The sequence below is a fragment of the Rickettsia peacockii str. Rustic genome (assembly GCF_000021525.1).
GTDB lineage: Bacteria > Pseudomonadota > Alphaproteobacteria > Rickettsiales > Rickettsiaceae > Rickettsia > Rickettsia rickettsii.
In genome coordinates this window covers 477,493-499,659 of sequence record NC_012730.1, presented here as the reverse complement: position 1 = coordinate 499,659, position 22,167 = coordinate 477,493, and the positions used below count along the sequence as shown (strand labels likewise).

Below are 22,167 nucleotides of genomic sequence, written 5' to 3'. Positions count from 1 at the left end.
GAGCTATAATGTCTTCAAAATCTCTCCTATAACTGATATTCAAGAGGAATATTATGCATAACATATTCTCCTCTTTTTCCACCTCTAACTCTAATAATAAGTTAAATATTAACAATAGTGATAAGAGCTCTGTTATATTCTACAATTTTGTCGGTAATTTTATCCCTCCTGAATGGAGTACTCTTTCCTCTCATAATGGTAACATTTTAAGCAAAACTGCAAGACAGCTACTATCTCTAATAGTCTTCCGCATGCAAATCTACTATAACAATAGTATCGACGAACTTCAGGAAACCTATCATTTCTTTGAACAACACTTAAGTGTTTGTCAACGAAGAGTAAGACAATGTCTACTCGAACTAGAACAATCCGGGTTTATCAATCTTTCTACTACAACAATAATTAAATATGGTATCAAATGTCGTAATACTCCTTGTGTAAAATTAGCAAAAGATTGCCAACCTTATAATCATAAATCTTCAGCTGAAAACGAAAAAAATTTCAGCCATACACGAAAAATTTTTTGCCCCAACCCGAAAGAAATTTCAGTTCAACCTGAAAAAAATTTCGCTAACTACTTATATATAGATAATAATAAAAATATATCTAATAAATCTAGATCTAGCAAATCTACAATTTTTCAAAATGAAAAAAATATATTTAATCATAATAACCAAGGTCAGTTACAACAACAAAAACGTGCAACAAATTTATAATCCAAAACAGCAAGCTCAACCAATGACCAACAACAAGCTGATAATACCAGTTTATCTAGTGCTAATATCACAACAGGTGCTACAAGGATTAATACTGCACTACAAGCAGTTATTAATAAAATCTCTAAAAAATATGACTCTACACCATCAAATAGCAATAATTCAGTAATTAATGCTGTTAATCATAAAAGCTGGTTCAAAAGAAAAAAATTAACAGATTTCCATCCATTAACCCAAGAAGAGGCTGATTTATTACAGATAAAATCAAATCGAGAATTTAATCTTACTGTTATTAACAAGCTCTTATTGAAACTAGCAGAACAATACCCAGAACATCATTTTGGTCATAAAAAAGTATTTTTAAATTACATGGCTAAAGCTTTAGCTAATGAACTAAGAGAAACTACTCAAGCTAATTGTCAGCAGTTTCAGTTTAAATCTAGCAATGTGTATAAAGTTCAGTAGCAATATCTAGATAAAATAGAACGTAGTACTGATACTAGCAAACAAGCTCAGTTAAAACGTAAAATCGTCGGTATTTTTGATCCTGATTCAGCTTATGAATTACTCAGCTCTTGCCGCTTTCTTGGAATAGTTGAGAATCAATACAAAATAAAACTTCTTCAAAATATTACGCTTTCAGAACATAGCAAAAATAAAATACTGCAGCAAGTACAAATGATCTATGGCAGTAATATTGGGCAGTTACAAATCATACCATTTGCTGAGCTTGAAGCGAAGCAGAATAATACTGAAGATGAAAAACAAGATTATTTATTGCAGCTAAGCAAACAATTAAATCCTGATTCAGTATGGTATAAAGTGAGGAAATTCCTCATTGAACGTTATAACCAATATATTGATTTTGGGGTATTAAGTAAATTAGTAATTGTAGAGGAAGATAGAATCAATAAGAAAATAATCCTTAAATCAATATCAGCTTTTAATGATTACTATGTTAGAAATCGTCATATACAAGATCTAGAAGAAGCTTTTAAGACTCAAGACTATTGCTTTGAATTAATCAAGTTTGAATATAACTAAGCTATTGTGGTAATTGATAATTTGTAATAACTACTTCATCAGATATTTTATTGTGCTCAGGCATGGAATATTTAACCTTAAATTTAACCTTAATAGTACTAATATTAAAATTTTTGTATAAGTTTCTAATAAAGGAAGTAGCACTGAAACCATTATTTTAACACCTTTATCATTAAGTTCTGTAGCAAAATCTTTAAGTCTCGTTTGCTCATTTTCATCAAAGGGTAATCTGGTATAAAACTTCTCACCTGATTTATGATAAGGAGGATCAAAATAAACAAAATCATTTTTTTGCGGTTCAATAAAAGAAAAATCCATCGCATAAATGTATGTACCAGCTAAAAGTTGACTACACTGTTTTAATCTAGAGGCAACTATAGTGTAGAAGTCAAGATTTGATCTTACAGACACTATAAATTTTGCACCTGATTGTCAGTTAAATTTTGACTGTCAGAGACGTATTCAAGATACAAGATTTCATTATTCTTTTCAACAGCTAATTTTCTACTATCCTTAAAAGTTTGCATAGGAGTTTTTCCATAACAATATTTTCCTGAATGTGGTCGCTCATTATTGAAATGCTCTAACCAAATATCAAGATCTAATTGTAAATCATCAAGATCTGTATAAATCTTTTTCCGCATAGCTGTATAAAAGAATTCTTGTTTCATGGTTTTATTAAAACGCTCACACATACCATTTGTTTGGGGAGAATATGTCTTAGTTGTAGTATGCTCTATACCTTCGATACTTAGAAACAACTCAAAAGCATGATGCTCTATATTCCCCTTATATTCTGACCCACGATCTGTAAGAATACGAAGTATTGGTATCCCTTGGGTCTCGTACCATGGTAACACGCGGTCATTAAGCATATCAGCAGCAGTTAAAGCTGTTTTATCAGTATATAGTTTAGCATCAGCTACCCTAGTATAGCTATCAATAAATACCTGAGAATAAACCTTACCTATACCTTTGAAATTACCTACATAATACGTATCCTGACATCCTAGATAACCTGGATGCTGCGTCTCAGTTTCTCCATGAGCTTCTCTTTCATTACGACGCTCCTCTAGCACTTGTAATTGAGATTCAGTAAGAACAATACCATCCTGAGCCATCTTTGCTTCTAATGCTTTAAGCCTTTTACTGATATTGTTTAAATCATTACGTAACCAAATTGATCGCACTCCTCCAGGCGATACAAGTATACCGCTCTTCTTAAGCTCATTTGATACTCTTAGCTGACCATATGCTGGATATTCTATTGCCATATCCATTACTGCTTTCTCTATCGCTGGATCAACTCTATTCGCTATTATTGGCTTTCTTCGACTAATTTCATATAATGCCTCTTCGCCACCAGTTTCATACAGTGCTTTAAATCTGTAATAACTATCTCTACTATAGCCCATCGCTTTACATGCTGATGATATGCTACCAAGACTCTTAGCTAGTTCTAGTAACCCTATTTTTGGCTTTATTATTTTTTGATTTAAGTTCATTTTTCATCTCCATTTAATAATTAATTTATTTTACTAAATGTAAGATATAATCTCAACTATTACAAGTAATTGACGAAGCAATCTAAGGAGTTTGTTATTATTTCATGAGATTACCATGCAGCCTACGGCTGCTTGCAATGACGTATTGAGTATTCACGTAACAATGCACTCTTTCGCAGTAATGACATAAGAGATACAAATATATTTAAGCTTTTGCTGCCTTAGTTTTAGCAATAGGGATATGTCTCTCTTTAATTCTAGCCGACTTACCGCTTCTATTTCTTAAATAATAAAGTTTAGCACGACGAACTACTCCGTATTTTACTACATCAATAGAGTGTACTATCGGCGAGTAAGTCATAAAGCGTCTTTCGACTCCTTCACCGTGGCTAATTTTACGTACTAAGAAAGATGAAGTAATACTACGATTTCTTTTTGCGATAACTACACCTTCATAAGCTTGAAATCTTTCCGTTAATTTTTCCTTACCGTCTTTCTCAATCGATCTATCAACAATTTTAACAGTTACCTTAACTGTATCGCCGGCTTCAAAATCAGGAATTTTTTTATTTGCAGTACGCTTTGAAATATTTTCCTGTTCAAAGCGGTCAATAATATTCATTTTTTAACTCCTTAACTCTATAAATCTTTAAGTAACTCCGGACGGCGTAATTTAGTAATCATATGTGATTGCTCTTTTTTCCATTCATTAATTAGCCTGTGGTTACCGGATAACAAAACACTCGGTACAGCTCGATCACGCCAAATTTCAGGTCTTGTATATAGGCTGCATTCAAGCCCGCCCTTAAATTCCCCGTCTTCTTCAAAAGACTCAGAAGATAAGGTATTTTGGTTCATTAAAACACCTGGCAGTAGTCTAATTAAGCAATCGAGAATGGTGAGGGTAGGCATTTCTCCGCCGGATAAAATGTAGTCGCCTACACTAATTTCTTTAACATTATACTCTTCAATTACACGTTCGTCAATCCCTTCGTAACGTCCACATAAGAATATGAGGTTTTTATTTTTTAACATCTCTTTAGCAAAGCTTTGGGTAAAGACTCTACCGCGAGGTGAAGGATAGTACATTTCAGCATTAGGATTTAAAGCAAGCGCATGATCTATGCTACTGCCTAGAACATCAGGACGCATTATAAGCCCGTTACCACCACCATAAGCCTCATCATCAATATTTTTATGCTTAGTTAAACCGAAATCTCGAATATTAATAACGTCATATGACCAAATATTTTTATTTAGTGCTTGTCCTGCTAAAGAATGTCCTAGAGTTCCAGGAAACATTTCAGGAAAAACGGTTAAGATTGTGGCATGAAGTATAGACATACGTTTAAAATAGTAGACAGTACCAATTAACGCAATTAAATTATAATTTAATTATTTATCCCACCCACCTGTCCTATAATCTTCTTTTCTTTGTTTTTTAGCAGCAGCTATTGTACCACTCCTAAATGCTTCAGCTTTTTGTTGATACGTTTTATGAGCTTGATCACTTTGAAATTTTTGAAATTCTGCTTTCTTAGCAGCTTCTATATAATGGACTTGTTATTTTCTCTAAGCGTCTCATAGCATCTTTATCTAAACTAATACCTGCTTCTTTTGCTTGCTGCTCTATTTTTAATGCTGTCTTATAACCTGCTGCTGCGTTTTTAGCTATAACTTGCCTCTGCATCAACCCACTTTTCTAGAATCTTTCTTCATTGCATCATTATATGGAGTTATCTTATTATTTTTAATATCCTTTATTTGTTTTTCTGCTTTCTTTTTATCAAAAAATCTTCTGGCATAACTTCCCCCAAAATTTAAGTTAAAAATATATCTATAGTTGCATATATTTCAAAAAAAGTTAATAAAGAAAAATAGAGGTATAAGTAATTAAAAATTAACCAATTTGTGTTATAAAAACTTCATCACTTCCTCAGCGATGATTAGCTCTTCGTTTGTCGGCACAGCGAAAACTTTAACCTTACTGCTTTCAGCGCTTATTAGATGCTCATTTTTTTGGTTTTTTGTATCATCTATTTTAATGCCTAGCCATAAAAGTTTTTCAGTAATCATTTCTCGTATTACAGCGGAATTCTGTCCAACACCGGCAGTCAAAATTAGACAATCAACTCCCTCAAGTGCAGCAGTTAGCTTACCTATTTCAAGTACAATGCGATACACAAATAAATCTATAGCAAATTTAGCATCAGGTATCGATAAGATATAACACTACTCCAGGATCAAGGTTACCTGTCCTTGTACCCATCATAACACCGTCAAGTACGCTAAAGCCCATGGAACTTGTTAAACTAAGACCGTTTTAATAGCACATAGACTACTACTGCGTCCTAAATGAGCTATAATAGTCTTTGTAGGTAAATCTTCCTTTGTCATTTCGTTAAAATGGCTGCTAACATATTTATATGATAACCCATGAAAACCGTAACGAATTATCCCTTTATCATAATATTTTTTCGGTAAACCGAAAGCTTTTGTAATAGGAGGATTGGTAAAATGAAACGACGTATCAAAACAAGCTATATATGAGATTTCTTTATATTTTTGAAGAAATAAAGCCAGTACCTGCAAATTATAAGGTTGATGCAAGGGGCTTAGAGGTATTAATGCTCTTAAATCTTCACTAACTTTTTCATTAACAATAAAAATTTTCTCGCCATGGACAATACGGCGACCGGTTGCAATTAACTTGAGATTTTTTTGTTTTTTCCACCAATCTTTAAAAAGATCAATAATCATTTCAATAGCATCATCTTTAATGTCGGTAGCAGATGCCTGTGTTTTATTTATATGAAATAATATTTTATTATCATTTTTTCTAAAAAAATATTATAACTTTTATCCTTAACTTTTTCATTCTGAATTTCAAAAATAGAAATTTTCAAACTAGATGAGCCGGCATTAGCTATTAAAATAACATTTTTCATTATTTACCTGCTTGGATATGTAGCTTCGCCTTAGTGTGATTATAAATAAATGAAGCAAGTACACAGGAAATAATACGCATATCCATAGGATCGGCTCTACTTGTTAAAATAATAGGCACACGGGCTCCAAGAACGATACCCGCCATAACCGCTTGACCCAAATATTTTAGCTGCTTTGCAAGCATATTGCCTGATTCAAGATCATGTACTACTAATATATCAGCATTTCCTGAAACTGAAGAGCTAATACCTTTTGCTTCTGCAGCAAATAAAGAAATAGCATTATCAAACGCAAGCGGTCCGTCAACTATAGCATTCGTAATTTGCCCTCTATCTACCATTTGCGATAAAGCAGCAACATCAAGGGTTGTAGGGATTGCAGAAGTTACCGTCTCAACTACCGATAATACCGCAACTCTAACCTGCTTGTCTTCTCTGATCATATGCATTAAATCAATAGCATTCTGCACTATATCACGCTTATCTTCTAGAGTAGGACGAATATTAATAGCAGCATCGGTAATAATGAACGGTTTTGGAAAGGTAGCAACTGCCATTAAGAAAGCATGGCTTATACGACGTTCAGTACGTAGAGTCCATTCTCCTTATAAACTACCACAGACATAAGCTTATCAGTATGAAGCGCCCCCTTGGCATAATAGCCGCAACTTCCTTTTTCTTCGCAAGCTCTACGGCTTTTTTTGCTGCTTCGTGGCTATGCTCAACATTAATTACTTGATAATCCTCAAGATCGACATTATTAACTTTTGCTACTGATTCAATTTTATGTTGTGGACCAATCAAGACCGGTTTTATTACATTAAATTGTGCCGCTCTAACTGCACCGAGTAATGATTCTTTATCGATCGGATGAACTACTGCAGTTTTAACAGGCTTAAAGCCGTCGGCTCTAAGTAATAGATCGATGAAATGCTTTGCTGCTTCATCACAGTCAGGATCGTTGATTTCTTTTGGAGGAGTATAAGTAGTACCTAATTTCTTAGCTAGAATGGCATCTAAAAAAGTCTCGTTTATTATATGTTGCTTCTTCATAAACCCCTTAATAAATTAATCACTAACTTAATTAGATAGTATATAAGTTAATTAATAAAGGGAAAACTAATTATTGTTTTTAGCGGGCATTTCTTAAATGCTATTAACGCAACAGTGTATATTCAAATTCCGTGTAGGCATTGTTGCGTAGTTCGGAAAATACCCTTAATGGCAGAAACGAGAATCCAGTAAAGCATAAAAAAACTTGTTTTTTATATGCTTATTTTATCAAATATGTAACTTCTGTATCAATATTGAAGTTATTTTTCTGGATTCCTGCTTTCGCAGGAATTACATAAGAGCTATATATCAATCATTTAAATAATTTCCAATTTCGTTCTTGCGGTGGAGAATATTCTCTGCCTTCAGAAAAAAAATCATTAGTAGTATTTGAGCTTAGTTCTGTAAATAGTTCTTCCCAACTTTTTGCGGTTTTAAGCTTTTATCTGATGATAAATACTTGAGTTCTTCAGAACCATTTTTAGTTTGATCGTTCATCAAATCAATATGTTTGTTTTTACATATTCTATATACTGTAATTGTTTAAAAAAACAATTATTAGTTATTCTACTTCATATTTCTTAAATGATCTTCTAATTTTCTTAGCTTTCTACCCTCGTTTACTATAGGCTTTACATAGGTTTGCATTTTGGCATTTTCTCTATATTTATTAATCTTATCGATCTGAGCATTGACTTCATCGGTAATGGCTTGCTTTCTATCCTCTATTTTATTTAATACTTCAGTACTATATTCATAATTTTTAACATCAGCATTAAAGTTATTAAGCTCTTCCGTAATCTTTTGGTCTATTTCAGCTCCCTCGGCGGTATCTTTAACTTTTTGTGCTATTAATGCCGGCATTTCTTCGATCTTGATATCATCTCTTTTGAAATGATCTTTAAGCTCTTTATAAGTTTGCTCTAAATTTTCCTGGGCTTTCTCGTGCATAATATCATAATGCTCTTGGCGACGAATATATCGATCTCCATCTATAAATTCTGCATGTTTTCTATGAGCGTTATCTATCATATCGCGCATCTGAGAATCAGTAGCTTTCTCACGCATAAATCTGTCGCCCATCATTACCGGTTCACCTTCCTCAAATAACCTACCATGCACCTCATGAATAAGCTTTCTTTGAGCTAATTCTTGATAATATTCCACATCACTATGTCTACCTGCTTTTTCTAGTATTGCTAGATATTCCGGTGATAATATATCTGCTTGAGCAGCTAGCGCCTCCTTATTAATATGCATTTGGAGCTCTTCATGTTCTCGTGCTTTTTCATCATCTTTTAATTTTTCGCTATAAGTTCTAAGCCTTGGATCGTTATATTCAAAATCATGCCATTCGGCACTGGTTAGATTACCCTCATAAGCATCACGTAAATCTTTACCGACTATTGCAGTTAAAACTCCTCTTTTTATTCCTGTATAACCTGCATATATTTTTTCGCCTATACCTACACGCTTTTCTTCTTTTAATTTACGTTTTGTATCAACACGATGCTCTATCTCTTGCCAACTTCTAAGCACTCCTATATTCTTACCGAACAGACCAACACCTCGCCCGGACATTTCTTGGTGAGCATTTTTATAAGCATCTTGATAATCTCTAGTAAAGTTTGCATCGCTAGCGAGTTCACGTAAGTTAGCATCTTTTAATGACTTATCAAGCTCAGCTTTTTGTTCTTTACTTAAAGCAGCGTAATCTTTCACTCCATATTTATTTGCAGCAATTTTATCTCGAAGCTGAGTAAACTTCATTTGCGATAGTTCTTTTGCTTTTAATTCATTCCCCTTAGGTAAATTCTTTAATAATCCTGCAATACCGTTTTCATAATCCGTAATAGCATTCATTTTTACATCTTTAGAATCTATACCGTATTTTCTCTTAACCTCATTTTGTACGGTTTTATTTGCTGAAGAACCGAGAGCTTGCTTTTCAAGCCTTCCCATCATCATATTTTCAAATTTCTCGGCAAAAAACATACGAACTTGCTCTTTCCCTGCACTTACACTGCTAGTTACAGGTGCACTTACCGTCTTAGCCACATAATTTAGCGGTCTATTCATTTGTTTCGCTGCAGATTCATAAGATTGCTGATTAACTTTTTGTATTTCTGTTAAATTACCTGAAGTACCGGCAATAAATTGTGCCGTCGATATAGCAGTATCGTTAAATTTACTTAGCAAATAAATAGACACAAAAATTAGTAATATCCCGTCAAGTTGGACAAATTTCCCATTTATAAAATTACTAATTCTTTTTGCATCTTTAACTAAATCTAAAAACGGTAATTCAATATAGCGTTCATCTATACACTCATACGCAGCACAATGCTTACATTTATCAGGGTCATTCTTACAAGAATCATCTACTATTATATGATCTTTAGGAACTAATATATTTGCTTTGTGGAAATTATTTATACCGCCTTTCATCGGTACTGGGAACCACCAATAAAATATTGAATGACCCAGGCTTGGATCTATATCCTCAAGGAAGCTACCGAATATTTCATTTATCGGACCTAAATTAGGAAAATCATGTTTACATACTGCAAAACCAAGCGTTGAATATATTTCAGTTCTGATGATCATTGAAATAAAAACGATACCGGTAAATAAAATTATAGGCTGTAATGCATATGATATTAATTGTCTTAACCAATTCTCAAATAACGAACGAGTTATATTAAACAACATGAAACAAATAAATATCGGTCCCATAATTATAATCATACCAATAGTTATAAGAGCGGTTAGATAGATAATAGTGGCTTTAAATATAAGAAAGAAAATAAAATATAAGGCTATTAAATATAGAATGATATATATAAAACCAAGCCAATCAACAAATAGTAAAGAAAATAATTTAGATAAAGTTTGAGGAGAAATAAGTAACCCAAGCAAGCTTTGAGAACCGGGACCGGTAGCCGAAGCTTCATTAATTATTTGCAGTATTTGCTGAACCCCATCAATAAAAAATACGAATAAATAATCATGAAAAAATGTCCAAGCTTTATCAGTACTTAATAATATTGAGACTATACTAACTTTTAATATTCTAACTATAAGTTCGACATGAGTAAGGTTTATATTTCCTATAAAAAAGGAAAAGCCTGTAAACATTATATATAGAGTTAAAATAGCCGAGACACTCATCCTATAACCCGACGTATCAATTATTTGTTGATAAGTTTTCTTTATAATCCCATCCTTACCAAATAATACTCCTTTTATTAAATCCGTTAAAAATTGTAGCGGATCGGGTCTAGTATCAGTAACTCCGGACTTTATTACTAATCTATATTGCCCGCTATTATCATTATAAAATTTATCTATAATCTTAAAATAAAGAGGAGATTGAGCATATTTTGACTTATCTTCACCTTTATATTGATAATTTATACCGCCGGCTTTCAAGAATTGTCCTGTACTACTAGTACTATACAATTCATAGCCCGAAGTAAGCTCCTCTCCTAAATGCTGAGTTATACCTTGCGGTTTACTCTGTGAGTCCGGTGAAATATTGGGATCGGTATTTTTAGCGGCAATAAGAAAATAAAGCCCGACACCGTTTGTCATTATACATGGAGCATTACTAATCATTGCATCATTTTGATTTGCGGGATTAGGAGTACACATATCAAGTCTAGTATTATCCCAAAAAGTACACGGTTGTAGCTTAACGCAAAAAGCAGCCAAAGTAGTTGTGTTATTTTTTTGACCATACCATGGACACCATGCAGATAACTGACCTGAAGTATTTTTATCGCCAAGTATATAACTCCACGGTCTTACCATAATGGTTAAAGGATAGCCGTTTACTTTATAAGCACTATCACGCCATGGTGCTACCTGATTACCTTCCTGTCTTGAAGTAATTTCTTCCGGATCATATCTAGCAGAGACATTGAATTTGATAAAACCGAAATCATCAGGGTCAATACAAGTATCGCCGGTACAACCGGAAAGCAGCAATAGCGATATTAATAATGTAATAAAAATATTTTTGTTCATTTATTATGTGTTATTTCCATATGTCTTAATTTCAATGTCATTGCGAGCGACCATAGGGAGCGTGGCAATCTCATGCAGCAGTACTAAATTCCTGAGATTGCTTTGTCAATTGCTATGCAATTTCCTCACAATGACGGTGAAAATATTTACAATTATTCTTTCTTCTCTCCTTCCTCTTTCTTCACATCATTACGCTCAGCAAGAAATTTATTTGTAAATTCACCACCTACTTCCAGTTTTCTAGCTTTATAATTTTGATCAATTATCTTGTCTTTGAAAACTCTAGCCGGAGCCATTGCAGCCTTTTTAATCGGTTTTGTTACTGAATCTATATCCTGCATAACGGCTCCCACAGGATCAGAACGTTCTTGATAATTTCCTGATATTCGTGCCGGTGTAACATTTGTAAGCATTCCAACTACTATATTTACAAAAGTTACTAAACTATATGACATCAAGCAATATGAATAAAATAATAAAGCCGTAGTAAATAATACTAAGAAAGTATTAGCATTGTTCGTTAGAATATTCGAGCTACTAATTTCTGGAACATCCGGTACATAGAAAGGTATTCCGGGTAAGAACGGTAATGTAAAAGAGAAATGAATCGGAATACCAAGATTTGTTAAATCAAGCCCTATTTTTATTGGTATAAGAGTATCCCAACAGGCTCTAACTACCACTTTTAAAAGCTGCTCAGATAAAACCTGATCTATCAATAAAAAGAAAATCAATAATATTGTCGGCTGCACTACATAGCTAAGCAATGTCGATATCCAATTATCAAATAAACTTTTAGTTTTTTCAAATAACATTAATATTATAAAAAACGGTGCCAATGAAATCATAACAGTTACCCCTATGAATGCAATAACATAACCTATTATAACTTCTAAAATAGCTCTAAAATAAGTAATAAGTGAATAAATGGTTATAATAGCGATAAATGCTAAACCATTATGTATTTGTAATAATTCAATAAATAGTAATCCCCAAATCCTACCGTTAGTATATTTATCAAATATAGGATCAATAAAACCAAAAATATTAGATCTAGAGCTTGTAGCACCTAATACGTTAGTTACAAAGAAATCAATACCGTCAGTAAATACACTAAAGAAGTATGTATTAAAGAAGCTCCAACTTTCTTCTCTAATTAAAAAAGCTACTATAGCTATTTTGCATATACGTGTTATTACTTCTACGGCAGTTAATTTTAATGCTCCTGTAACGAACATTAGCCCAAATATAGTAACATAAAGGGTTAATGCAGTTTTAGCTAAATTCTGCACTGCAGAATTTTTAACTAACTTAATATAAAAGTTTTGACTAAAAGTTCTAAACTGATCGGTAATAGGTTTAATAGCACCGTTATATATTATATCAGAAAACCAAGTTGTACCGGTATAATTAGCATAATTTACACTAACTACCCCTTGTATATTACTATTAGGATTTACCACCCTTAACCATAAATATCCATCTTGCGGGGCATCAGTCGCAAAGTTATAATCTACCGGCGTACCACGAACAGATGGATCAGGTAATGTACCATCAGACGTTATTAAATATTCTAACTTTATATTTTGTTGATCATCAGGATTAATTGAATTTGCCCCATTACCTATTTCAACAATCATCGAATAACAACCAAAATATAAAAAATTAGCTGACCAATCATTCTTATTTATATAATCTACAAAACTAGCATAATTTGAAAAATTTCGGCTCCAATCACTCATTAAAACTGAATTACTAAACATGTTACTAACTTGCCAATCGCTAGTAAAATCCATAGTACCACCGCTAGTGGCTTGATAATATATAAAGCTACTTTGAGTACTGCCTGAATTTACAAAACTCTGATCTCGTCCCTTAATAACCTGCCCGCCTACTTTAATTATCATCCCTCTACCTTGATCGTAATAGCAAGCAGGGCTAGTATTTATACCGGCATTAGCAGGACAAGCCTTAATTAAGCCCATGAAATACTGTACCGCTCCCGTTATCATAGGCTTACCGACTATTACTCCATTATCGGTATTTTTATACTTTGTAGCAGTACCCGTGCCGCTACATACACTTTTTCTTTCCTCATCTATCATATTACACACCTGCTCTGCAGAAGAGTAAATTATTCTATTATCCAAATCTCCAAGGTTACTTTGAGTATAAAGTGCAGAAGCAGCGAATATCGAGCTATCAAGTTCCTGTGTTAAAATATTATCTACGGTATTAGGAAGTTTTAGAGTATTAGGGCTAAAAAAATTATCTTTACCAACTAAACTAATATTTACTACATCGCCGGCCTTAACTTCAATTCTCGAATTACCGTTAGAATAGTTAAAATATTTAACAAAATCAGACATTTTAGTAAATGAAAGTGCATCAAGGTCTTTGTCAGGCGGTATAGTCCCCGGTGTTTCACTGTTATTGTCCGTAACAAAACGAGGAAATCCTAAAGCTTCAAATTGTAATTTAGAATAATTATAAGTTTTAATGAAAACTTGCGGCATACCAAACCTTGGATCAATTCTATATAATACTAGATATTTTCTAGGTTCAGGAGTAATACCTGAAGTAGACCAATTTATTTTTAACAATTTACCTTTCTGAACAGTATTACCTGTTGATTGCCAAATTCCGGCTGTAGATAAACTAATTCCTATATTACCCTCTTGAAAACTTGTAAATTCAGGCACTTCTAAACAACCGAATAAGCTTTTTAACCCACCAAAACTGGTTGACATCCATGAAAAAACATCATCGGCTTTAGCTGGCATCGCCATAAACAAAACTAATAAAACTAAACTCTTAAGAATTTTCATAATTTTAAATTGTTATCCAACACGTCATACCGTGGCTTGTCCATAGTATTAAATAGTAAACCCGTCATTGCGAGCAGCTGTATGGCTGTGCGGCAATCTCATGAAATAACTCCTGAGATTGCTTTGTCAATGATTTCATAATTTCCTCGCAATGACGATTTTCGATTCACCCTCTATTTCGGTATTTCAGGTTTAGGTGGTTCTTCATTTGTCTTCTCGCCCCCTTCTTTTGGCGTATTTTTCCTATTTTTCTCAGCCTGATCTAATGTCTTATTGCGTTGTTTTAATCGTGCTTCCGCTCTGCCGGTAATACCTTGTCTTGTTTTATCATCCATTCCTATTGAACTTAATGCTTTTTGTCCTGCATCATGAGACATTTTACCACCAATTTCAGTAGCCGAAGGCCCAACAGCACTAGTTAATTTTACTACCATACGTCCTGAAAATTCGACATAACCGTACATACCGTAAGCAATAATAACTAGAGCTACGATATTTTGCATATTTACTCCCATCATACCCGACATATAATCCATTCCCCAAGGGGCAAACCAATTAATACAGAAGATAGGTACATTCAGCAAGGCAATAGGTAAAATAGTACCGATAAACGGAATTTTTATCGGTAAAGCACATTTCCAACACACGCTATAACCTAAAACAAAATCTAGATAAATGGTAAATAGTTGTGTTAGTACTATAATACCTGCCATCATAACTACCGGTTCTATCATATAGCGGATCGTAAACCTCACCCAATTATCAAATAAATACCTAGTAAAATCAAATAATAAGAAACTAATAAATAAAGGGGCTATACCGATTAATATACAAGTTGCCATAAATGCCATAATATAAACGGCAACAGCTCTAAGCGCCGTAATAATTACTATACCAACCGCAATAAAAGTAATTATAAAATATATAATACCGCTAAGCCCAAGAGAAAGAAGTGCAAGTAATTGAGCGATAAAGGTTTGACTAAAAAATATTTTACTCATTACTGCATCTAAAAACATGAAAGGATTAGAAATAGTATTAGTAGAAGTAAACAAACTATATCCACTCATATTAGCAATAATTGAGTCTGAAAAATTGGTAATTGCATCAAAAAGATAGTTATTGAAAAATTCAAAGGTATTACCGTTCATAAGTCCGCTAACTACCCCGATTTTTGCTATTCTAATTACTAGCTCTTTTTGGTTTATCTTAGCAAAACCAAGCAAAAACATTGCTCCGTAAGTCATCACATACAGAATTAAAATTGCTTTAATATAGGTAAAAAAGTTAGTACAGGACGAACTATCATTAGCTTTATAACATACCATATTTTTAAAAATAGAAGTAGCAGCCCCTTGCACTTTAGTTTTAAATAACTGAAGTAACGGATTCATTACTTTAATAGTAAAACTTCCTACTTTTAAGGATGTTGAGAAATGTACTTTATAGCTACCTTCACTATCTTTATAGTCCCTTAAATTATTACCAGGATCATTTAGGATTTTCATCCATATATAACCCGCCTCATTTGCGTTAAAGCTATATTTACCTTCACTATCAACGCTAATTCCTTGAGGTGAATAGGTTTTACCGCTAGTATTCGGGTTTTCCGAAGGCTTTACTATGATGTATTGCACTCGTCCTCGATCATCAAAAGTATCGTTAAAACTATTACCGTTTTCTCTATAGCATTTAGTCTGTTTAATATTTAAAACGTATCCTCCCGTATTCTTACTACTATCTTGTGAGGTAGGAGACCACAGCCTATATTGTAAATAACTTTTTGCAATATTACTGTTAAAAGGTATATTATATATAACTTTATATAAATATTTACCGTCTTTATCTTTATAGTCAGGCGGTTGATCTGTATCTGCAACAAATTTAGCAAATTCTAGCTTAGAAGGCAGAGCTTGACTTACAGAACCCGCATCATTCATTTGATATATTAATCCAGTTGGTCCTTTGCCTCCTTTACCGTCCGCCGTATACCAAAATCTCCGATTCTTTTGAAAATCTCCATCGCTACATATGCCCGAAGTACAATGTACACCTCCAATATAATCTTTATCTTTTGTACTACGATCGCGAACACTATCAGGACATTGATCAACTGGAGGAATATTAGCATTATAAGAACATTGAAGGGCTGAATAGTCGATAAATAATTTACCTGTGTTGTCAGACCACGAAAATGTAAAACTCTCATCATCTAGGTAGTTTTCTGGTGCTGGTCTCGTTATATTAACCCAAGCCATACATTTCGTTGTACATTCTGGTATCTTATCACAAGAACGAACACAGCCCAATGCTCCCCAGTTGCAAAATGGTTGCTCATACCAGGTAGGGCACCTCCATGTGACTTGACAATTCCAATACTTCTCTTTTAACTCGCAAGCATTGACATACTCACCTGAATAAACAGAATATTTTCCACAAATTGGATTATAAGTAGTTTTATTCTCTGAACAATCTTTCGTAACTTCAACACCTTTAAAAGCATCTTTAACTGTCGCATCCGTATTGGCAAAATTAGGAGATACGGAAACTAAAACTCTATCATTGGCGTATAATTCGGCAATATTACGCCATTCATTATTTTTTGCATCCATTATTAGAGAGACAGGTGGATTATTTCTATCGTTAATACGAGGAATCGGGATCATTTGACCGTTATCGTCTAAATTAGATCCAGCCCCTGTACGTTGTAAATTATCTTTCGGTATATAAGCTAAACACAAACTAACCTGACCGACCACTTGTAAATTCACTGATTGGCTGTTTTCTACTAGCACCTGAGTATTTAGCCATTCACCGTAACGAGTAGGATCAGGAATAAGCAGAGTCGTGCCGTCGGACAACATCTTAGCAGTGTTTACATAATTAGCATTAGCATTAAGGGTTATAGTACCGGTTATTGAATCCGCTCCTCCTTGACCGTCTGACGCATATCTCATGTAGCAGCTGTCACCGACTTTTACTGCTCCTATCATACCAAGTGCTGCAAAAATAAAGCAAACTAACGTTGCTACTATAGCAAGTACTTCTAAAACTTTTAATAAGTTACCCTGCATATTCTATCATTTACCTCCACCCGAACCGCTTGCTAAATCCCCGCCTTGCTGCTGTCCCTCTTTACGCTTACCTCCAACACCCGGCTTATCTCCTACCAGCGGCTTACCTTGCGAAGCCATAGCAGCATCCTTAAGGAAAGCTGCTCCTTTCTTTACTAAACCAACGATTTTAGTGGGACTTGCCGTTACTGCATCCATATTAGGACCATTAGTTAAATCAGAAGCAAATCGCCCTATAGATTTAGAGAAGTAATAAAAAATAACCGAAAATACTAATACGCATAAAAGTTCTGCTAAAATAGATACAACATCTCTAACAATTGATTTTATTGGAAAAAGTATCAATAAATGCTCTTCCCAACCTTTACCTGCATAATATTCTAACATTTTATATCCAAAACTTTCCTGACATTGATCTGCCCCGCCAACAGGAAGCCTTAACTCAAAAGTACTAAATCTAATATCCCCTTTTTCATAATCATATCTAAGGAATTCACAATTTTTAAATATTGCGGAATCATACATAGTTATTAATAAAGCTATAAAACCTGCTACTACTGCCGGCTGCAATGCACATGAAATACATACTTTTAGCCACCCGTCAAAATAAGCTTTTGTACGAGTAAATAGAGCCATAGGAATGAATATAGGAGAAATATATGTCATAACGTAAATAGTAATCATGCAAACTAAATAATGCGTAATAAAATATAAAAGTATAGATAAAAATATTACAGAAAATACTAAACCTGCTGCAAGTATAATAACATTTCCGGCCATAAAGAATCCAAACATAACGGTAAAAAATCTAAGTGCTCCTGCTTTACTTAAATCCTTCGGTCTGTCATTTTTGCCTTCAGGATCAAAATTAGGTATAGGTGTATTATTACCACGGGGACCATTGCCGACCACATTCCCTAACACTCCATTCTTATCTATATTATAAAGTAAATCCAAGCCAAGATAATAACCTATACGGCAATCAATCGCGTCCCATAAACCGTAAAATTTATAACCGTCCTTATACTTTGAATTATCAAATTGACATAATCCTCTAGAACCTGCTGCATTAAAGATCATCTGTGCAAAGTCCGGTGCTGCTCCTGTCAAAAGAGGTAATCCATATTTTAACATACCGTTTTCTTTTGTCGGATGACCGCCACTAAAATCTAAAGGTCCAAGACCGATAGAAAAATAAGCAACAAATAAGAATTTTATTACAAAAAGAGCTATTTTTTCAGTACTTGCATATTCTGTATTTAGAGCCATATTAAAGGCAAAAAACATAGTATAAAGAATTAATGCCGCACCTATAATTCTCTTTAAATAACCTTGAAACGTAGAAAAAGCAGTAAGATTAGTTATTCTAGAATTTTGATCTTGAGCACTACAACTCTTTCCAGCAAAAAATATTTTATTAAGCGTTGCACTCAAACACTGAACTGCAAGACCGGAAAAATTAATTAACGATTGACTATAATTTGCTCCCGTATAGCAACTTTTTCCTATATTACAATTCTCATCCTCAGGAGGAGGTGGAGTCGGTGTAGCACTCAAAGATTTACATGCTACCGGCATCGGTCCCCTTGACGTAGGCATAACTAAACATAGATCATTATCCCATTTTTTAACCGTTAAAACGATATTCTTTAATACAGGATTTGCTCCAAGATCAGGATTATTATCGGTACTTAAATCACTAATCTTTTTAGAGTCACCTTCATTTAAAGTATACATGGTGCAAGGGCTACTACTACCTTCTACATTTTTAAAACAAAACGTTATACTAGACGCAACTGAGTTACAATTACCTCTCGGATCTTTCATATCAATATTACGAATTATATAGCCATATGCCGTGTCCGTTTCTAAATACCCATCTGAAGTAGTCGGTAAACTAGAACATGATTCTCCAAAGCCGGCAAAGCTAGCTAAGCTTACAGACGCTATACAAACTATAATAAATATCTTTAAGGTTTTAAGAGTTTTCATTAGAACTATTATCTTTTTTTTCTGTTACTACGCCGCTTCTTACTAACTCATCCCATGCCTTTTCAGCATTTGCACGTCGTTCTGATATTTCTCCTCCTTCTTGTTCTCTTACTCTTCCTCCTCCGCTTGCTACTAGTTCATTCCATGCTTTTTCTACTTTTACACGTTTATCTCGAATCTCTGCATTTTCCCGTATCTGTTTTACGCCTGTCGGATTATCATGTTCCTTTAAGTTAAAACTATAATCAATTACTCCTGTACCTTTACTTGTGCTGTCAACTTTTTCTTGTGGAGCTGCATTATCAACTTTTTCCTGTGAAGGCGGAGTATTATCAATCTCTTTTTTACTTTCTTGATTATTATCTCTTATGATTTGTCCAACACGTGGTGCAGGTGTAGAAATAGAAGTTCTAATACTAGCAGGCGGTGGTGAAATAGCTTCTGTAGGAGCAGGAGGAGTAACAACATCTGATCTTGCTTCACTACTTACAGTTTTTGGGCTAGAAGTTGCTACAGAAGACGAAGCTGTCGGCGTCGACGTACCTCCGCTTGTAGCAATATTATCATTTGGTAGTCCGCCTTGCCCTACCTCTAAATCACTTGCTCCTCCACCTTGACCAGCTTTTAAATCACCAACTCCTCCTCTACTTGCTATCTGATCGCCCCCCTTAGTTGCAGCACCCGCAGTAGCAAGTACTGCCATAGCTGCCTTAAATATTGCTTGCGGTTTTATAGCAAAATTATTAAGAGCTACTCCTTCCGTCATATCTGCAGCAAATTCAGCTAGCTGACTACTAAAATTATACATCAAATACAATGTAAAACATGCCATAACTAATGCAAGCAAAATATTTTTAATTTTCTCAAAAAGCACTTTTGGAGACATAAAAAACATTCCGGGCCCTAAAACTACTCCTGATAAAAACTGGAATTTAGCAAGAAATTTATCGGTAGGGGTATTACCCGGTTTACTATCGACAATTTCACTTACACTATCTTTTGTAAAGTTAAATACCGTGGTAATAGGGTTATTTAACATATAACCTAAACTATTTTGACAGCTTTCTACGGCATCTTTATCAGGATACTGTGACGTATCATCCCAATCATTATTAATGTAAAATATTAAAACATCCCTCTTAGAAGTAATGCCACCTTGAATTTTGTCTTCTATACTATTGTGAATTAACTTGCTCTTATATTGACATTTACCATAGAAACCATAATCATATACCGAAAACATCGTGATCATAAAAGTAACTACCACCATAGGTTGTAGCAAGAACGAGATCATTAGTTTAACCCAGCTCTCAAAATAATTTCTTGTATATGCGAATAAAAACATAGGTACAAAAAGAGGAGCCAAAATACCGAGTATTACTATAGATATCATACATATAATCGTTGCATTAACCATAAAGGCAGCAACCGAAATCACAAGTAACGGATAAGAAAGAGCGAGTGACACCAACATCATATTACCGGAGATTATCGCCGGAATTAGCAAATAAATATATGGTGGAGCACTAAAACTAAAGAAATCAAAATTTAAAAAATCATGACTGCGATAAGCATTTTCGACAAGTAACGTAGATAATATATCAAGCCCTAAATAATGAGCTACCCTACAATCTAATGCATCCCATAATGCAATATAAGAAACGGTACCGTCATAAGAAAGATTGTTAAATTTACATAAACCGGACGGAGCAGCATTCATAACCCAACTTGCTAAACCGTTTATACCGTCAAGTAAGAAAGGAAACGCCCACTGAATCATGCCGTCTAACCGGTCATACGGAGAACCATTACCAGGGGTTATATTAATTCCTATTGAAAAATAAGTTACGAATATCATTTTCAATATAAAATTTATATACTCACTTTTTGGCGGCACTTCACCTGCAAGTAATAGTTTAAAGCCAAAAAACATAACATATAAAGTTAGAAAAGCCGTAACTATTTTATACATTCCTACTTGAAACTGAAAGAATGCACTATCTTGCCTTGAAACCAAATTAACCACTTGGCTTACATTATCAAAACTACAAACATCTTTACTAATTAGTAATCTAGCAATCATTTGCCTCATACATTCTATAAGAGGAGAAGTCATGACTACTGCAGTTTTTGAAGCATTATAAGCTTTTTGATAACATCCATCACCCGCTGCACTACAGGAAACTAAAGCTAAAGGATCGGTAGGAGTTTTATTTGGATTCTCAATAAAATCCTTATCTGCTACATCCATAAAGCTATTATACATGGATTTTGGAAACGGCTCTTTCATATATTTACAGCCAACGGGAACGTCTCCTGTAAATCCTTTTGTCGATACGCATATTCTATCTTTATCTTGAATAACTTTCCAATATATTACAGGAAAGCCTAAATCAAATGCAAAACCGTCATCACCGGGCTTACCACTATATGGAACATGATATTCCTTTTTTTTATTTGCCCACGCTGTCTTTATATCATCCCAAGGGTCGCTCCCTGTTAAGACGGCTTTAGCAATAGCAAGTGCCGATTCTGCAACAGATTTTGCCCGAGATACAATTAATTTAGCATTATTACATAAAGCAAAGCGTAATTCTGGATTTTTAGGATCAATTCTGTTTTCACGAGTACATTGACCTCCGGGAAAATTCCCAAAGTTACTATCGTTAAATAAATCACTGTCGTTTATTTTAAGCTTTAAAAACGTATTCATGTATAAAACGGGAGAGACAAGATTCATTACCGCAAAAGTAAAGAACGGAGCAACAATACATGTATGAGAAAATTCAGTACGCAGCAAATCGCCTACGCCTTGGGTTTCACAAGTTAAGCCACTCAAAATATCTACAATGCTATCAAGAGTATCTTTAGCATGAGTTTTAGTAACTATCCCTAAATTTAGGGCAAAGCTTAATACTAATGTTATAAGTATACTACGAGGAAATAATTTCATAACTAGTTACTTGCCTCGCATTGTA

The 22,167-nt window shown here is 34.0% G+C and carries 9 protein-coding genes and 4 pseudogenes; 1 reads left to right on the top strand and 12 read right to left on the bottom strand.

Translation table 11 applies throughout. The features are described 5' to 3' along the window. The first annotated feature begins 53 nt into the window (after positions 1 to 53). Positions 54 to 1,760 (top strand): annotated as a pseudogene (locus tag RPR_RS09720) (hypothetical protein). Position 1,761: 1 nt separating this feature from the next. Here RPR_RS09720 and RPR_RS02965 read toward each other — a convergent pair. The 12 genes and pseudogenes from RPR_RS02965 to RPR_RS02905 form a co-directional block, all read right to left on the bottom strand. Next, positions 1,762 to 2,135 (bottom strand): annotated as a pseudogene (locus RPR_RS02965) (DNA adenine methylase); the annotation flags it as partial. 35 nt (positions 2,136 to 2,170) lie between these two features. After that, the gene (locus RPR_RS02960) at positions 2,171 to 3,265 is read right to left on the bottom strand and encodes an IS481-like element ISRpe1 family transposase (RefSeq protein WP_012736634.1); all 1,095 of its coding nucleotides are present in this window, start codon (positions 3,263 to 3,265) and stop codon (positions 2,171 to 2,173) included. Positions 3,266 to 3,470: 205 nt separating this feature from the next. Further along, complete coding sequence (gene rplS / locus RPR_RS02955; RefSeq protein ID WP_012736633.1) at positions 3,471 to 3,887, bottom strand: 50S ribosomal protein L19; 417 nt, start codon at positions 3,885 to 3,887, stop codon at positions 3,471 to 3,473. Positions 3,888 to 3,904: 17 nt separating this feature from the next. Then, entirely contained in the window at positions 3,905 to 4,609 is a 705-nt protein-coding gene (gene trmD, locus RPR_RS02950) for a tRNA (guanosine(37)-N1)-methyltransferase TrmD (RefSeq protein ID WP_012736632.1), read from the bottom strand. A gap of 193 nt (positions 4,610 to 4,802) precedes the next feature. Beyond that, positions 4,803 to 4,955, bottom strand: a complete 153-nt coding sequence (locus RPR_RS08530; RefSeq protein ID WP_187145804.1) for a hypothetical protein — start codon at positions 4,953 to 4,955, stop codon at positions 4,803 to 4,805. A 224-nt stretch (positions 4,956 to 5,179) separates the two neighbouring features. After that, positions 5,180 to 6,213, bottom strand: a pseudogene (locus tag RPR_RS02940) (acetate/propionate family kinase). Next, a pseudogene (locus RPR_RS02935) lies at positions 6,213 to 7,266 on the bottom strand (phosphate acetyltransferase). Before RPR_RS02935 ends, RPR_RS02940 begins: the two co-directional pseudogenes overlap by 1 nt. A gap of 567 nt (positions 7,267 to 7,833) precedes the next feature. Further along, positions 7,834 to 11,295 (bottom strand): type IV secretion system protein, encoded by a 3,462-nt coding sequence (locus tag RPR_RS02925; protein WP_012736631.1) that lies wholly within the window; start codon positions 11,293 to 11,295, stop codon positions 7,834 to 7,836. A gap of 152 nt (positions 11,296 to 11,447) precedes the next feature. Further along, positions 11,448 to 14,123, bottom strand: a complete 2,676-nt coding sequence (locus RPR_RS02920; RefSeq protein ID WP_012736630.1) for a type IV secretion system protein — start codon at positions 14,121 to 14,123, stop codon at positions 11,448 to 11,450. 173 nt (positions 14,124 to 14,296) lie between these two features. Then, a complete protein-coding gene (locus tag RPR_RS02915; RefSeq protein ID WP_012736629.1) occupies positions 14,297 to 17,197 on the bottom strand; it encodes a type IV secretion system protein in 2,901 nt (966 codons plus the stop codon). A gap of 6 nt (positions 17,198 to 17,203) precedes the next feature. Beyond that, on the bottom strand, positions 17,204 to 19,189 hold the full coding sequence (locus tag RPR_RS02910) for a type IV secretion system protein (protein ID WP_012736628.1): 1,986 nt from the start codon (positions 19,187 to 19,189) through the stop codon (positions 17,204 to 17,206). Next, complete coding sequence (locus RPR_RS02905; protein WP_012736627.1) at positions 19,176 to 22,142, bottom strand: type IV secretion system protein; 2,967 nt, start codon at positions 22,140 to 22,142, stop codon at positions 19,176 to 19,178. The genes RPR_RS02910 and RPR_RS02905 overlap by 14 nt, the downstream gene beginning before the upstream one ends. Positions 22,143 to 22,167: the final 25 nt, after the last annotated feature.

Excerpts from the sequence above, each read along its gene's own strand:
- RPR_RS02960 (WP_012736634.1), bottom strand. The coding sequence starts at position 3,265 with ATGAACTTAAATCAAAAAATAATAAAGCCAAAAATAGGGTTACTAGAA.
- rplS (WP_012736633.1), bottom strand. The coding sequence starts at position 3,887 with ATGAATATTATTGACCGCTTTGAACAGGAAAATATTTCAAAGCGTACT.
- trmD (WP_012736632.1), bottom strand. The coding sequence starts at position 4,609 with ATGTCTATACTTCATGCCACAATCTTAACCGTTTTTCCTGAAATGTTT.
- RPR_RS08530 (WP_187145804.1), bottom strand. The coding sequence starts at position 4,955 with ATGCAGAGGCAAGTTATAGCTAAAAACGCAGCAGCAGGTTATAAGACA.
- RPR_RS02925 (WP_012736631.1), bottom strand. The coding sequence starts at position 11,295 with ATGAACAAAAATATTTTTATTACATTATTAATATCGCTATTGCTGCTT.
- RPR_RS02920 (WP_012736630.1), bottom strand. The coding sequence starts at position 14,123 with ATGAAAATTCTTAAGAGTTTAGTTTTATTAGTTTTGTTTATGGCGATG.
- RPR_RS02915 (WP_012736629.1), bottom strand. The coding sequence starts at position 17,197 with ATGCAGGGTAACTTATTAAAAGTTTTAGAAGTACTTGCTATAGTAGCA.
- RPR_RS02910 (WP_012736628.1), bottom strand. The coding sequence starts at position 19,189 with ATGAAAACTCTTAAAACCTTAAAGATATTTATTATAGTTTGTATAGCG.
- RPR_RS02905 (WP_012736627.1), bottom strand. The coding sequence starts at position 22,142 with ATGAAATTATTTCCTCGTAGTATACTTATAACATTAGTATTAAGCTTT.